At 33.6% G+C, this 15,054-nt stretch carries 16 protein-coding genes; 5 read left to right on the top strand and 11 right to left on the bottom strand.

The window, feature by feature from the left end:
- Positions 1–29: 29 nt before the first annotated feature.
- The 3 genes from FOT98_RS09630 to FOT98_RS09620 all read right to left on the bottom strand — a co-directional run bounded on the left by FOT98_RS09630 (position 30) and on the right by FOT98_RS09620 (position 2,187).
- Entirely contained in the window at positions 30–974 is a 945-nt protein-coding gene (locus tag FOT98_RS09630; RefSeq protein WP_063261323.1) for an alpha/beta hydrolase, read from the bottom strand.
- A gap of 207 nt (positions 975–1,181) precedes the next feature.
- Positions 1,182–1,637, bottom strand: coding sequence for a DUF3939 domain-containing protein (locus FOT98_RS09625; RefSeq protein WP_063261322.1), 456 nt, complete (start codon positions 1,635–1,637; stop codon positions 1,182–1,184).
- Between the two features lie 106 nt (positions 1,638–1,743).
- Positions 1,744–2,187, bottom strand: a complete 444-nt coding sequence (locus tag FOT98_RS09620; RefSeq protein ID WP_000105194.1) for a Dps family protein — start codon at positions 2,185–2,187, stop codon at positions 1,744–1,746.
- Positions 2,188–2,428: 241 nt separating this feature from the next.
- On the opposite strand from FOT98_RS09620, the gene FOT98_RS09615 reads away from it, so the two are divergent.
- The gene (locus FOT98_RS09615; RefSeq protein WP_063261321.1) at positions 2,429–3,469 is read left to right on the top strand and encodes a YkvI family membrane protein; all 1,041 of its coding nucleotides are present in this window, start codon (positions 2,429–2,431) and stop codon (positions 3,467–3,469) included.
- A gap of 36 nt (positions 3,470–3,505) precedes the next feature.
- On the opposite strand, the gene FOT98_RS09610 is transcribed toward FOT98_RS09615, so the two are convergent.
- From FOT98_RS09610 to FOT98_RS09590, 5 genes are all read right to left on the bottom strand, one after another.
- Complete coding sequence (locus FOT98_RS09610; RefSeq protein WP_061676460.1) at positions 3,506–3,874, bottom strand: DUF3979 family protein; 369 nt, start codon at positions 3,872–3,874, stop codon at positions 3,506–3,508.
- Positions 3,875–4,171: 297 nt separating this feature from the next.
- Positions 4,172–4,477, bottom strand: coding sequence for a hypothetical protein (locus FOT98_RS09605; protein ID WP_060490078.1), 306 nt, complete (start codon positions 4,475–4,477; stop codon positions 4,172–4,174).
- A gap of 194 nt (positions 4,478–4,671) precedes the next feature.
- On the bottom strand, positions 4,672–6,654 hold the full coding sequence (locus FOT98_RS09600; protein ID WP_063261320.1) for a HAMP domain-containing methyl-accepting chemotaxis protein: 1,983 nt from the start codon (positions 6,652–6,654) through the stop codon (positions 4,672–4,674).
- Between the two features lie 204 nt (positions 6,655–6,858).
- Positions 6,859–7,908 carry a ribosome small subunit-dependent GTPase A gene (gene rsgA, locus FOT98_RS09595; RefSeq protein ID WP_063261319.1) on the bottom strand — a complete coding sequence of 350 codons (1,050 nt, stop codon included), beginning with the start codon at positions 7,906–7,908 and terminating at the stop codon, positions 6,859–6,861.
- A gap of 181 nt (positions 7,909–8,089) precedes the next feature.
- Positions 8,090–8,617 (bottom strand): DinB family protein, encoded by a 528-nt coding sequence (locus FOT98_RS09590; protein WP_061676464.1) that lies wholly within the window; start codon positions 8,615–8,617, stop codon positions 8,090–8,092.
- A 196-nt stretch (positions 8,618–8,813) separates the two neighbouring features.
- Between FOT98_RS09590 and FOT98_RS09585 the strand changes: the two genes are divergently transcribed.
- On the top strand, positions 8,814–9,161 hold the full coding sequence (locus tag FOT98_RS09585; RefSeq protein ID WP_061676465.1) for a DUF4257 domain-containing protein: 348 nt from the start codon (positions 8,814–8,816) through the stop codon (positions 9,159–9,161).
- An 84-nt stretch (positions 9,162–9,245) separates the two neighbouring features.
- Positions 9,246–9,470, top strand: coding sequence for a hypothetical protein (locus tag FOT98_RS09580; RefSeq protein WP_061676466.1), 225 nt, complete (start codon positions 9,246–9,248; stop codon positions 9,468–9,470).
- 294 nt (positions 9,471–9,764) lie between these two features.
- Here the strand turns inward: FOT98_RS09580 and FOT98_RS09575 are convergent, their stop codons facing one another.
- The gene (locus FOT98_RS09575) at positions 9,765–10,940 is read right to left on the bottom strand and encodes an MFS transporter (RefSeq protein WP_063261318.1); all 1,176 of its coding nucleotides are present in this window, start codon (positions 10,938–10,940) and stop codon (positions 9,765–9,767) included.
- A 49-nt stretch (positions 10,941–10,989) separates the two neighbouring features.
- Complete coding sequence (locus FOT98_RS09570; RefSeq protein ID WP_063261317.1) at positions 10,990–11,925, bottom strand: aldo/keto reductase; 936 nt, start codon at positions 11,923–11,925, stop codon at positions 10,990–10,992.
- A 108-nt stretch (positions 11,926–12,033) separates the two neighbouring features.
- Between FOT98_RS09570 and FOT98_RS09565 the strand changes: the two genes are divergently transcribed.
- The gene (locus FOT98_RS09565) at positions 12,034–12,342 is read left to right on the top strand and encodes an ArsR/SmtB family transcription factor (protein WP_061676468.1); all 309 of its coding nucleotides are present in this window, start codon (positions 12,034–12,036) and stop codon (positions 12,340–12,342) included.
- A 312-nt stretch (positions 12,343–12,654) separates the two neighbouring features.
- Here the strand turns inward: FOT98_RS09565 and galT are convergent, their stop codons facing one another.
- Positions 12,655–14,145, bottom strand: a complete 1,491-nt coding sequence (gene galT, locus FOT98_RS09560; protein ID WP_144291054.1) for a UDP-glucose--hexose-1-phosphate uridylyltransferase — start codon at positions 14,143–14,145, stop codon at positions 12,655–12,657.
- A gap of 706 nt (positions 14,146–14,851) precedes the next feature.
- On the opposite strand from galT, the gene FOT98_RS09550 reads away from it, so the two are divergent.
- On the top strand, positions 14,852–15,054 hold a 203-nt coding region (locus tag FOT98_RS09550; protein WP_186292107.1), incomplete at its 3' end, for a helix-turn-helix domain-containing protein.

The raw sequence follows: 15,054 nt of genomic DNA, 5'->3' as shown, positions 1-15,054 counted from the left end.
CATCAATTATGATGCATCTCCCTTTCTTACTACTTATTACTTTTGTCGTTTATATATGCAATAGCTTCTTTTAATAGCTCTTCAAAATCCTCAGGATAATCATGATTTAAATTGGGTACAACTTTATACTTATGTTCTATATTCTTATCTCTTAATAATCGTACAATTTGCTGCGTACATTCGAAACAATCTTCATCTTGATCTCCGCACACTATATACCCCTTGATATTTTTATCTTGTAGCACTTCCAACAACTCATTCCATTCTTCAATCTCTGGAAGCCACGGCGCTACAAAAATAAAACCATCTACCTCTATATCTTTTTGTAAAATCGTATACAAAGCTACTCTTGCGCCAGCAGAAAAACCACCAATTATTACATTTTCTACTGTATGATTTTCTGTAAACGTAACGTAATGCTCTTTTAATTCCTCTTTTCCTCTATGTATATCATCCCAAACAAATCCATCTGAAAACTGAATTTGCGAAGATTGTGGTAAAGCCAACGTATAATCTTGATCCAAAACAGATTTCCAATATGGTTCTACTATTCCTATATTTTCTTGATCTCCGTGCATTGCAATAAATAGTTTTTCTTTTTTCTTACCTTCAATACATTTCACGTCTGCTCGTTCTGTTTTCTTTGCTAATTCTTCTCTTTCTTTACATAATTGAACCATTTTATGAAACTCTTCAAATTTATGTAGTGGTTTTAAATCGTCGTCGGTCATTAAATATTCATTTCCATACCAAAAACCCTTTTCTATAATGGCTTCCTTCATTACATGCATCGCTTCTTCTTCAAGCCCTGCTGCACCCGCTAGTGCATATTTGAAATTATATATTTGCGCCTCATTTCCCACTATGCCTTTCGCATGCTCCATTATATAAGTGTACGCTTCCAAACTCCCTTTATTTGCGTAACGATGTAACGTTTCATTTAATAATTGAATGTAAGTCGTATTATTTTTCATACCCCAATTCCCCCGTAACCTTTTATCCTATTTATCTTTCAAACCTTTGTACCATTATATAATCACTGTATATAACTCACGCAAACAATACTTAATCATTACACTTCTTCGTCGAATAAGTTTATTATAAAATTAAATAGACTGAAAAATTAATATTTTAATAACCAAAAAAAGACAACAATATATTTATTGTTGTTCTCAATACATCTACCCACTCTTTTGTTTTTTTCTGTCTGGTTTACTTGAAACTAAATAATGTTTTTCTGAAATATATAAATCTCTTTTTAATATACGATTTAAATACGGTCCTAATTTCATCCCGCATATTAGGCGATCTTCACTACCTTCAACAATTGGAAACATTTCTTTTTCTGTTACGTATTGATCTACTGCTTTTTGTACGATATCAATTTCTTTAACTAGGTTTAGATTTTCTTCTGTATGTTCAAATACCTCAAGCGTTTCCTTCGTAATAAGAAAACTATTTGTTGGAAATGCAGGTAAATACGGCTTTAACAAATCATAATTTACTGTATAATCATCATTTACTAATACTGTATAAACGATATTAGCATTCGTTTCTAGAAACTTAGCCATCGCTTGTTCTAATTCATCCTTCGTAATTTCACGCTCTTCTTTTCCAGTTCTGAAAAAGCGAAACATCGCATCGCCTCCTTTTTACTATATTATAGCATAAAAGAAAACTGAAAAATTACAAAAAAAGCCATTGAAAGAATTTTTCAATGACTTTTTCTTTATATACTTATATTTATTTTAAGAACGCACTTAACATCCAAACATGTTGTTCTAATGTTGTATGAATTGCTAATAGCATGTCCGCTGAGGTTTCATCACCAGCTTCACCAGCAACTTCCATACCTTCTTTTAATTCTTGAATAAGTGCAGAGTAATCATTCACTAATGTTTGCACCATTTCTTCTGCAGATTCCTTGCTTGTCCCTTCATTCACACTAGATGTTGCAAGATATTCTTTCATTGTCGCTAGCGGTTTACCTTCCAAAGCTAAAATACGTTCTGCTAATTCATCAATATTTGTTCCAGCTTCATTGTAAAACTCTTCAAATTTCTCATGTAATGTAAAGAAGTGTGGTCCTGTCACATACCAGTGATAATTATGTAATTTCACATATAACACATTCCAGTTTGCTACCTGCTTGTTTAATACTTCAACAACATTTGTTTTCGTACTCATACAATCCACTCCTCTTATCATTTCATAATGTTTATCTTTTAATAACCTAGTTACATGTTACCATACATTTCCTTTCCTTTCGAAAGATTGGCTCATATGTAACAAAGTTTTAACACCTTTAATACTTCCCTAATATCTTTTAATTCATGTATGTTTTCAAACACTTCATACGTCTAATTGTCCAAGCTCATACATATGCATAATAGTAAATCAAGCTCATCGTAGTAGAAAGAGGGATAACATGGACAATCAACAATGGCAAGTAGCAAAGAAAGTCGCTGCTACTTATATTGGAACAGTCGTTGGAGCTGGATTTGCTACTGGACGAGAAATTGTTGAATTTTTTACAGTGAACGGATTTTATGGAACAATTGGCATATGTGTAAGTGGATTTTTTTTTATTTGGCTTGGCACAAAGATGATGTTACTTTCATCACAAATCGGTGCATTTTCAGCGCAAGAATTTAACAAATATTTATTTGGAGATGTAGTTGGAAATGTTGTAAATACACTATTATTACTCGTATTATTTGGTGTAACTAGCGTAATGTTATCAGGAGCTGGAGCGGTATTTGAAGAGCAACTTCGTTTACCAAGACAACTCGGTATTTTCATTACAGTGATCGCCTGTCTCATTATAGGTAGTCGCGGATTACAAGGGGTTTTTGAAGTTAATACACTTGTCGTACCTATTATGATGATTTTTATTATCGGACTTGCTATTACAACTTTTTTTCACGGTACAACTCCTCTTAGTAGCACTATTCCTGCAGAAAGCTGGAATATGAAGTGGATTACTAGTCCTATTACATATGTCGCCTTAAATCTTTCGCTCGCCCAAAGCGTTCTCGTCCCGTTAGCCAGTGAAGTAAAAGATCGAAAGGCTATTTTATGGGGCGGTATTTTAGGTGGTGCAGGACTATCTTTAATTTTATTATGTAGCCATTTAGCTATCTTATCAGTCGATCAATTTTATCAATATAATATCCCAATGGCTGAAGTCATAAGAAAATTCAATGCAACTTTTCACTTTTTCTTTGTTCTTATCATTTTCGGTGAAGTGTTCACAACTTTAGTTGGCAATGTGTTCGGAATGACAAAACAAATGCAATCCATCACCAGTTGGAAAAGTAACAATATTATTTTCTTTATTTTACTAATTAGTTATTGCTTTAGTTACATTGGTTACAGTGAATTACTCCACATTCTATATCCTATAATTGGATGGGTCAGCATCATTTTACTCCCAATTATTGCTTTTAAACAACTTCAAAAAACATAAAAGAAGCATCCATGTTATTGGATGCTCCTTTTATGTTCATTCACAATCATCACACACTTCCCAGTATGGACCCATTTCGAGTGCTAAATATGGCTTTAATTGCAAGCGAATCATCCGACTAGGCATACGTTCTAAAACGAATTGAATCCCTTCTTCCTCTTCGTCTAATTCCACTTTTGAAATCGCAATTCTTTGCATAGTAGAAATAGGCATTCCATCTTTATATAAAGTGATTTTCACCTCATCATATTCATTAAAATACAATTCAACACTCATTTGATTTTTCAACATTTCATCAACAATTTCATATTTATCATTTCGTTCCTGGATTATATATTTCCAGCCGCCTCTACCTTCTTCTTTCGGAGCAGCTTGAAATAATGTCATCAAATCCTCGTATAGCATAAGATAACCCCTCTCTTACTAAAAAACGATGAGTATTTTATATACCCTTTATCTCTATCACTATCCATATGTATTGTACCATATATCGCCGTTCTTACCGTATTCATTTGCTTCATAACTGTATGTAAAACACCTGATTCTCTTCATTATTATATGGATCGTCTCTTATTTCATTATTTACTATTCTTCTAAAGTATTGAAATCATATCAAACTTAATGAAATGCACTCTTTGTCCATCTTTCACTTAGTATTTTCTTACAATAACAAAAAAAGAAGAGTGTCTTATAACACTCTCCTTAAAAGAATTTCCCAGTAGCTGCTAACGCTAATACTAGTATTAAAATTGTAAATAATAATGATACGATGAAACTAAAAATAGGTAATGCTTTCTTTTCATTCTTCTTAAAGAGTAACTTTAAGCTAAGAAAGATATTTACTGGTACAAGTATAAAATAAAAATATTTAACAATTTGCACCGAACTATTCGAAAGTGTTTTTAAAATAAACACTTCAATTAGAAAAACAATAAAAAATGAAATACTTAACCAAAATGAGACATAACTAAGCCAAGAATGTCTTTTGGTACCCCAATAAACTCCCATAGTAATCTCCTTTATTTGCATTCTATATGATTATAATTATACACAAAATTAAGAAATACCTCTATTTTTCGACAAATTTAACACAAAATATACCTTTAAATATTATAAAGATACTCTTTATCTCATTCCATATTACATAATAAAAACAGACTACTCCAATAGCATACTGCTATTTTGAGATAGTCTGTCCTCTGTTAAACTTTAAACCTTTCAATTAGCCCTTGTAACTCTTCAGCCATTTGAGATAATGTACCAGCCGCCGAACTAATCTCCTCAATGGACGCTAGTTGTTCTTCTGCTGATGCTGCAACGTTTTGAGTACTCGTCGCATTATTCTGTGCTGTCATTGCAATTTGACCTACTGAAATAGATACTTCATTTGCACCTTTTGACATCCCATTAGCCGTTTCGACCATCGTTTTAATTTGATCTGCAATTTCATTTGTAGATTGTAAAATCTCAGTAAAGTTTTGCTTCGTTTCATTCGCAATAACAAGTCCAGATTGAACTTCTTCATTTACATGACCCATAGATTTTACCGTCTTATTCATGTCATCTTGTATTTCACATATTAATTTACTAATTTCACTAGAAGATACGCTAGACTTCTCCGCCAATTTACGTACTTCATCTGCAACGATTGCAAATCCTCTTCCATGCTCTCCTGCTCTTGCAGCTTCAATTGCCGCATTTAAAGCTAGAAGATTTGTTTGATCTGCAATATTTTGAATTACTTCTAGTATGTCACCAATTTGTTTTGATTTATTATTTAATAACTGTATAACTTCATCTGATTGCGAAACAGATTCTGCAATAGACTGCATTTGATTTACTGTTTTTCCTACTAGTTCCCCGCCATCTTCTGCTTTTTCACGAGTATGAGCAGAAGCTGTATTAATTGATGATGAACTATTTGCTACATGCTGAATTCCTTCTGTTACATCAAATAGTAACATTGCACCATTTTCTACACTTGTCGTTTGTGTTGTTGCCCCGCTCGATATTTCATCCATGGCCATTGTAATTTGCTCAGTCGCTTCACTCGCTTGTCTTACACTTGCCGTTAGCTCTTCTGATGCTGCTGCAACATGTCCAGCCGAAGTATTAATTCTTCCAATTAACGTTCGCAATGCATCTGTCATCTCATTGAATCCTTTTGCAAGTTGGCCAATCTCATCATTAGAATGAATTTCGATTGTTTGCGTTAAATCTCCCTCACTTATTTCTTTAGAAGTAGTAACTAATCTTTTTAATGGCTTCGTTATAGAAAGTGTCACAAAATAAATAAGTGCTCCGCCTATAACTAATGAAATGAACATAACAATTAACATATTATAAAATACAGGTTGAGCAGCTTCAATTACTTCATTTGAGTACATCGTCCCACCGATTTTCCAACCTGTTTTTACATTTGTAGCAAATACCATTTGCTTTTCACTACCGTCATACGTATATGAAAAAGCGCCATGATTATCTTCATAAATTTTCTTCGCCCAAGAATCAGCTGCTTTTTCTCCTGATTTTTCTTGAGGATGTGCAATTATTTTTTGTTTTCCATCTAAGATGAAAGCATACCCTTTTTTACCAATATTGATTAACTTTGTTGTTTTTAATAAATTATCTAAACTTAAATCTATCGCTACAACACCGTTTTTATCTTCTGCTTGTTTTGCAATCGTTACGACAATATGTCCATTTCCTTGCGCCTTATACGGCTCAGTAATTACAATACCACCTTGTTTTGCGACTGCATCTTTATACCAAGAACGTTCTGTTGGATCATAGTCTGCTGCCATTTGTATATTTGGTTCTTGCACAAATTTCTTATCATTCCCAGCAACGTATACTTGTTCAACATCTTTATTTAAATTGATATATTGAGATAACATCTTTCTTAATTCATCTTGATTATCCCCTTGATACATATTACCTTGAATCACCCGTGCAAAATTATTCACATCATTAAATTTTGCATCAATCATTTGATTGATTAAATTATCTAATATTTTTATATTGTCGTGAGCACTGCTCGTAATTTGTGATTCAAAATTCTTTTTAGCCGTTTGATAAGACATGCCTCCGATAATAGAGACAGCCGCAATTAAAATGACAAAAAATGAAATTAGTAGTTTTTTTGCTACTTTCATATCACGAAACCAATTTAATAGTCTACCCATTACAAACCTCCTGCTTTTCAATTTCAAAAGTTAAATCTAGTGAATTATAAATATTTCCCATTCCCGAATTATTATTTTCATAACCTATTATGATGAATACTTTGTAAAGTTTAAACAATTAATTTCTCTTTGTCCATATATATGAATAATATTATTATAAAATTTACAAAAGCAAAAAACCAAAGGGAACCACCCTTTGGTTTTTTACATTTTTTTATGCTGCTTAGAAATCTTCTTCCACTTATCACGCTCTGCTCTTGCAAGAACAGCATCTTGTTTTCTCATAAAATACGCCAGTTCTTTTTGTAATTTTTTATAGCTTTGCAAACGATTTATCGTAATAATTCCGTTATCAATTGCATGATGCACTGCGCATCCTGGCTCATTTTCATGCTTACAGTCCCTAAAACGGCACGTTTTTGCTAATTCTTCAATATCAGAAAATGTTGTTTGAATTGCATCGCTACCTTCCCAAAGCTGCAGTTCCCTCATACCCGGAGTATCAATAACTAAACTACCACTCGGTAATCGGAACAATTCACGATGAGTTGTCGTATGCCTTCCTTTACTATCTTCCTCACGAATATCTCCCGTTTTTGCTACTTCAATTCCTATAAGAGCATTTAGCAAAGTCGATTTTCCAACCCCGGATGATCCGACTAGAGCAATTGTTTTTCCTGAAGAAACAAATTGCTGCAACGAATCAATGCCAGTATGTTCTAAACTATCAACGATGAAGATCGGAACACCCATTGCCACGGCTTCCGTTTCTACAATTTTCTGTTCCACATCTTCACATAAGCTACTCTTTGTTAAAACAATAACAGGCATTGCACCACTTTCATACGCTAATAGTAAATAACGTTCCATTCTTCTTACATTGAAATCATGATTAAGTGCATTCACTAAAAATAGATAATCTACATTTGCTGCTATTACTTGTTCTTCCATTCGAGTACCAGCCTCTTGTCTAGAAAAAGAACTTCTTCTCGGAAAAATACGATGAATAATTGCTTTCTTTTCATTCTCTATTTTCTTTATATACACCCAATCACCAACCGCTGGATAATCTCCCTTCGTTACTGCTTCATGTCGAAACTTTCCAGACAGCTCTGCCATATATTCACCATCATTACAAATAATTCGATATATATGCTTATGCTCAAGTAAAATACGTCCTACTTCAAAGTTCTCTACAGCTTGTTCCTCAAAAAAAGAATCCCAGCCGAATGATTCTAAAATATTTTGATTCAAATTGATATCCTCCCTAGTTTAACTAAGCGGAAGGATCGTGCGCTAACTTATACAGTCTCGCCCTTTCCATCCACCTTTGTATTTGGTTTATTATTCATATAAGTTATTTTCACCATAATACATCACCCCGTTCTCATTTTAATTACTCTCATTATATGGAATATTTATTTAAAAAGCTACTCTATTTAACGTAATTTTCAAACAATTTATTTTTCATCATTCTAATTTGCCCACGGTGATTAATCTCATCTTCTAGCACATGAAACCACAGATAGTGCTGGTTATACGCTACATCGTTAGGCCACTTTCTTTCTGACATAAGCCATTCATCATCTTGTTCAATCAAATACTTCAATGATTCTTCTCGAACACTTTGCAGAAGTTGTACATAATACTGTATGTCATGACCACGGATTGTTCTCCCTGCTTCCCCTAAATACAGTGCGTCTTCCCATATTTCTAATTCTTCTTTTGTAAAGTCGCGCTCTTGAAATGAAATAAGTTGATGAGCTTTTTCTATAGCTGCTATATGTTTTAATAACGCTCCAATGGAATTTCCTCCACTCGGCATAATTAAATCTAATTGCTCAACTGATAGATCTTTTATTTCCTGTAATGTTACAGCCCTCGTATGCTCCAGCATGCTTACTAATTCCCCTATATTTTTTGTATAACCATCCACACTTCTTATTCGATAATCTATATTCATCTCACGCACCCCTTTCTACATTCATATTAAGGAATAACCGCTTCATATAATAGACTGAAATATATCAGATTTTTCTGTTATAATTAAATTGAATACATAATAAACCCAAACAAACTTTCTCAATATGCTTCTATGAAATATTAAAAGGAATCAATATAAAAGAATCGAATCTTATTCACTAAAAGGAGTGGATTCGATGGAAATGTATCAATGGCTAACTGCTGTTCTTGTTGGTGGCATTACTGGTTTCGTTTCCCATCTTATCAATAACCAAGGCAAGTTATTGCTTCCACGCCGTTTGAAAACTTTTTTTCACTTTGGTTTTTTGACTGATATTCTCACTGGTAGTCTAGCTGCACTTCTTGGACTCGTTTTATTCGATGTCACCTTAATAAAAGAAATTATAAAAGTATCCATTGTGACTGCTATTTCTGGTCAGACTTTCTTACTGCACCAAGCGCTTGGTGGTGAGCAAGCTAAAAATACACAGATTGGGAAAGCTGATGAGAAGATTCAAGAAATTGACAAATTATTACGACGTTAGTCTATACTTTCTTTAAAAATTATTGCTATAATAAACAATAAATATTTTCTATTGCGTCGTTTGTCAGAAGAAAGGGTGTTTCGTATGACAAAAAAGAAAATAGAAGATTTCTTAACAAACACTGAAAAAGAGGAACTGCTAGAAAACTATAAATGTTTACGAGAAGCCCGCACAAAAAACGAAGCTAACTATTTTGGTGAAGCAGTAAATCATCTATTAAATATAGCTAAACAACGAATTATTAAAGATGCAGGCATACATGATGAAAATGCAGCAACTGTTCAATCAAAGAAAAAAGCACTGTTTTAGTTCATTAGCTAAAACAGTGCTTTTTATTACGCTATTTTTCACATTACTTTCACATCTATTTCACAAATATAAGTAGTCCGATATGCTAAACTAAGTATATCCTTTTCCAAGGAACTATATGCCGATATATAAATCCCTATCTTTATAGGGATTTTTTATTTTTGGATTCCTCATAACTTTGTTACAATACATTTCTTCTATTATTTCTATACTTTAAGTAACCACTGTAATAAAAAGCACATTCATGTATTCACACTCTTATTAATTCTGATTTGCGAAATATTTATACAAGCTTTATGATGCAATTCCCGTTTCACTATTCTCAATAAGCTTTTCACTTCTTCTAAACAGAAATAAAGCTACTACATATAGTAACGCAGTAAAGCTACCTATAAGTATAAAATTGTGAGATGCTGCAAATAACATTCCTGCTATTGCCGCTCCAATCATTTGACCAATATACATAGAAGCATTTGCAAGCGCGGCTCCTGTCCCTCTTGCTACACTAGACATGTTTTGTAAGTGTCTCATCATTAATACAAATAAAATTCCTGTCACAAAAAACAAAACAAAAAACAATAACTCCACCAATATAATGTTCTTTACATGAGGAAGTAATACATATAGCACTGCTGTAAATACAATTCCACCATAAAAAGAAAGGTTATAACCAATTTTATTTACGATTCTAGGACCAAAAATATTCCCTGTTAAATTTCCTAATCCTAATACGAGCATAGCTGTTCCTATTTCATGAACTTGTAAGCCAAATTGAATGGAAAGCCATACGCCAAAGAATGAAAATGCTGCAAAATTACCAGTTTGAAAAACAAAATATGCAAAATAAGAAAGTGAAACCTTTGAATCAGTAAGTAATTGTTTATAACGCTTTAAGATGTTTGTTTTACTTCCACCTATATGAACCGGTTGTATTTCTGGTAATACTACATAGATAAGAATGACAAGTAGTGCTGATAATAGACCAATAATGAAAAATGGTGTTGTATAGTGTATCATTGCCAAATATGCCCCAACTGGCAGCCCTAAAATTTGAGAGATTGATAACCCTGCTGTTGCAATTCCAATTGCCTTTACAATTTGCTCTTTCTCTATAAGAAGCGGAATAGATGCCCACACTTGTGGAGATACAAAGGCTGCACTTACACCTGCTAAAAATCTAAATGCTAGCATCCATAGAAAACTCGGTGCCATTCCACATAAAAACGTACTTAACGCAAAAAAACTCATTCCTATTACCATTACTTTTTTTCTGTTTAAGCCATCTGATATAGGACCAGCAATAAGTGCAAATCCAGCGTATCCTAAAGCATATGAACTCACCATCCATCCTGATAGCTCAGTTGAAACATGATACACCTTTTGTAATGTCGGTAAAAGTGGTGAAATTAAGAAAGTATCTGTACCTATCATAAACATGATCATAAAGAATACAGCTAGTACTCTTTTCATTTAAACCCTCTCCTTTTATATAAAAAGAGGGAAGTATCCCTCTTCTCAACTAAGCTTCTAAAATAGATTCAATCTCTTTCATAACCTTCTCATTCAATGATACTTCCACCGCTCTTACACTTTCTCTTATTTGCTCCGCTCGTTTCCCACCAGGAATAACAGTATCAATTCCTTTTTGGTTTAATAGCCACGCTAAAGCTAAATGCGATACTTCAAGATTCACTTCTTTAGCTAAGCCTTTTAACTTTTCAACTTTTTTAAAGTTACTCTTATATGTATTTTCTTCAAATAGATTTACACTTTGACGCCAATCTCCTTCGCTCAATTTAAAATCTTCTGTATATTTTCCACCTAGTATCCCAAAGGCAAGAGGCCCGTATGGAATAAATGAAATACCTGATTCTATACAATATGGCAAAAGTTCTTCCCCAGCAGTACGATCCAACATATTATACGGTGATTGTACAACATCTATTTGTCCGTGCTGATTCGCTTCTTTTAATTGCTCTACGTTTACGTTGGATATTCCAATTGAACGAATTTTTCCTTCTTCTTTTAGACGAGTAAGCTCTCCAATTGAATCTATGTAACTTGTTTCTGGATTTGTAAAATGTAAATAATATAAATCAATATAATCAGTTTGTAATCTTCTTAAGCTATTTTCCACAGCATTTCTTAAATAGCTTCGTTCATTATTAATATAAACCTCTCCATTTAATAACGGCTGTATTCCACCTTTTGTAGCAAGTACAACTTCATGGCGTTTTCCTTTCAATTCTTCTCCTACCAATTCCTCTGATCTACCGAAACCGTATGAATCCGCTGTATCAAAAAATGTAATCCCTTGCTGGATAGCTTCTTCTATTAATCGTTTTCCTTCTTCCTCATTCACATCAGCATATAAATTATGCCCCCCTACAGCGTTTGTTCCTAACCCCAACTTTGAAATATGTAGTCCTGCCTTTTGTAATTTTGTATGCTTCATTTTTTCTCCCCCTATATTTCTATTGTTCGAATATATTCGAACAATAGAAATATACCACTTTATATGTTATAGTGCAAACTATATTAACTTATACAAGTAGGTGAAAAAATGCGTACTCTCTATCATCCAAATCGCGAAGAAATTCAATTCTCTTCTGTCTTATACGCACTTAGCGATCAAATTCGTTTACAAATTGTAACTATGCTACTAGAGAAAAATGAACAATCTTGTGGCGCGTTAAACATTCCAATTGCAAAATCAACTTTATCTCACCATTTCAAGGTTTTACGTGAATCCGGTGTTATGTATACACGCCTTGAAGGAACACAGCGCTTCATTTCAATTCGTGAAGATGACTTACATGCTAGATTTCCCGGTTTATTAGACGTCGTATTACATGCGACAGAACCATACTAAAAAACATCTCATATGAATATGGGATGTTTCTTTATTTTTTCTATTCTTTTTATAAAGTGAAACTTTACTCAGTTTGAATTTTGTTCTTCACACACTAGAAATATATACGCTTCATTCTTTTTTACTTTATTTTTGTACTTGATCCCTTGGACACTTTAATTATTTGATTACATTTTATACACATCATTAATATAGGGCCACCTATCTGTTTCAATTCCTCTAGTTGCTTATGCTCACACTTCCCCATATTATTACCTCCCTTATCATATAATTAGGTCATTTGGTAATTATTATAACTACTAAGTTCATTTCCTAATTTAAGGTCTGAATAAAACGTTTAAACGCCGATATCCCTTCGTTATCTCGTTTAAAAACACCAGCATCTTCAAGCGCCTGTATAAATTTCCTCCCCACTTCTTCTCTTATAATCTCCTGTACATTTTGTTCATGTATCCGATTGTCATATTTGATTTTTAATTGTTTTGCCCATCGTATATGAGGCGTTGGAATATCACTTGGAATATTAAGTAAGAATTTTTCTACTTCCTGAAGTTCTGTTTTTAAACGCGCAGGTAGTACAGCTAACCCCATTACTTCAATTAGACCGATATTTTCTTTTTTAATATGTTGTATTTCCGCATGAGGGTGAAAAATACCTAGCGGATGTTCTTCACTTGTACGATTATTTCGCAAAACAAGGTCCAATTCGTACATATTATTCCGATAGCGGGCAATCGGCGTAATCGTATGATGTGGAACATCATACGTAAATGCAAATATATTAACGGATGGATCACTATATCCCTTCCACCTCTCTAATATGTACTCCCCTGCATTTACTATTTGTTCTATGTCGTTACTTCTTAAGCGAATAACTGACATAGGCCATTTAATAATAGAACATTGCATTTCTGGAAAGTTAGTGAGTTCAAAAATGAAGTCATTTGATGCATTTGCCATAGCAAATTCATAACTACCACCTTGATAGTGGTCATGTGTTAGAATAGATCCTCCTACAATTGGCAAATCTGCATTCGAACCAAGGAAATAATGCGGGAATTTTTCTACAAATTTTAACAAACGTAAAAATGTTTGACGGTCAATTTTCATATCACGGTGTTCTGAAGACAATACAATGCAGTGTTCATTGAAGTAAATATACGGTGAATACTGTAGAAACCAGCTTTCATCTGTAAGATTCATACGAATGATACGATGATTCGAGCGTGCTGGATGTCCAATTCGGCCTCTATATCCTTCATTCTCAATACAGAGTAAACATTTTGGATAATTTGTACTTTCCAATACTCTCTCTCTAGCAATTTGTTTCGGGTCTTTTTCCGGTTTTGATAAATTAATTGTAATATCAATGGGTCCATATTCCGTATGTACTTTATAATTTATATTTTTGGCAATTTGCTTCATTTGAATATAGTTGCTGTTTTTACTTAATTCATAGAAGTAATTTGTTGCAGCCTTCGGATTTTGTTCGTATTTTTCATAAAATAGAGAATTGATAACCGACGGTTTGGACATAAAAACATCCATAATTGCACTTGCTAAAATCTCCTTCTCGTCCATTATTGCCTCAATAACTCTATGCGTACAAGCATATTCAATTAACTCCTCCAATAACTCCGCAATTGCTTTCTTTGCGGGTGCGGGCGCTGACGCTTCCACTACAAAGTCATCTAAACGAAGTAAAGAAAGAATTTTATTCCTTGTATATATTTCATCTCCTTGTTCAATCAATTGAACTTCAATAGCCCGATCAATTAACTGCTGGATAGCTTGATATATCATCCGTATATACCTCCTCTAACCTTTTAGCGGTTTATGTTGTTACGATGCCAGTTCTATGTACCTTTTATAATTTTATGAACAGATGTATAGGATAACCACCATTCTAATATACATTTTGCTTTTTCCGAAGAAGCTATTAACATACTTGAATCGCCCGTTTAATAAGCTATTTTGTTACATTATACGTACGTAAAAACACTTCTACAATCAACATCTTGTCGTATTTTTTAGACATCTTGCTTTTCACCTTTAACATCTCACTAAAAACATACAAAGTATCATTTTTGGAAGAACAATTTCCGGCGATTTAATGAATACAATGAGGCCTATCTCCACCGAGATAGACCTTCCAATGACATTATTACACTAACTATGAATCTACCCTTCATCTTAAACCTTGTTCTTTACCTCTGTGTCTCTCCCCCTAAACCCACCAGTTTAATAATAAATGTATCTGCTCCGGTATCGCCGCCGTCTTATTTTATCAATTTAGCCAAGAAGACTCCTTCCTCAAGGAGCGTGAAGGACGTAGCCCAGCGAGTAGGTGGGAGATGAATTGGCTTCGAACAAGAGATGGCAGGAAGTCATCTTAATTGTTCGACATATGTAAAGAGTTACCGGACAATTTTCCATAATCATCCCACTATAAATCGAATGTGCGTTCGGTATATAATGGATATATATCGAAATGGAGGTGAAACGAAGGATGATCAATAAAGCGTATAAATTTCGTATCTATCCAAATAAAGCACAAGCGATTCTGATTAATAAAACGATTGGTTGTTCTCGTTTTGTATTCAATCACTTCCTGTCTCTATGGGATAATGCATACAAAGAAACAGGAAAAGGTTTGACATATGGTACATGCTCTGCCAAACTTCCTGCCATGAAGAAAGAGTTTGTTTGGCT

It is taken from the genome of Bacillus sp. HY001, from assembly GCF_007558965.1.
Classification (GTDB): Bacteria; Bacillota; Bacilli; order Bacillales; family Bacillaceae_G; genus Bacillus_A; species Bacillus_A mobilis.
The sequence above is the reverse complement of the archived record's forward strand: the minus strand, read 5'-3'. Positions and strand labels throughout refer to the sequence as shown.